At 60.2% G+C, this 264-nt stretch carries 1 pseudogene; it reads right to left on the reverse strand.

The features are described 5' to 3' along the window. Nucleotides 1–17: 17 nt before the first annotated feature. Nucleotides 18–264 (reverse strand): annotated as a pseudogene (gene prfC, locus SB751_RS31555) (peptide chain release factor 3); the annotation flags it as partial.

The raw sequence follows: 264 nt of genomic DNA on the forward strand, positions 1-264 counted from the left end.
GCGGTACCCGAACGGGTCTACGCCTTGTCTCCGAAAACCTTGCCGCCGTGCTCGCGCATGGCGTGGAATTTCACATCCGGATACAGTTCCTCGGCCACGCGCAACTGCGCGGGGGAACTGATCAAAAACGCCGCCGCATCGACCACATCATAGGCGATATGGGCGGCATTGGCATCCATGAACTTGCGCAGCGCCTTGGGGTTATCAGAGGTAATCCAACGTGCCATTGTGTAGCGCGAAGGCATCATCCGGGCGTCCACGCCG

This window comes from Cupriavidus sp. SIMBA_020, from assembly GCF_046535395.1.
Lineage (GTDB): Bacteria > Pseudomonadota > Gammaproteobacteria > Burkholderiales > Burkholderiaceae > Cupriavidus > Cupriavidus campinensis.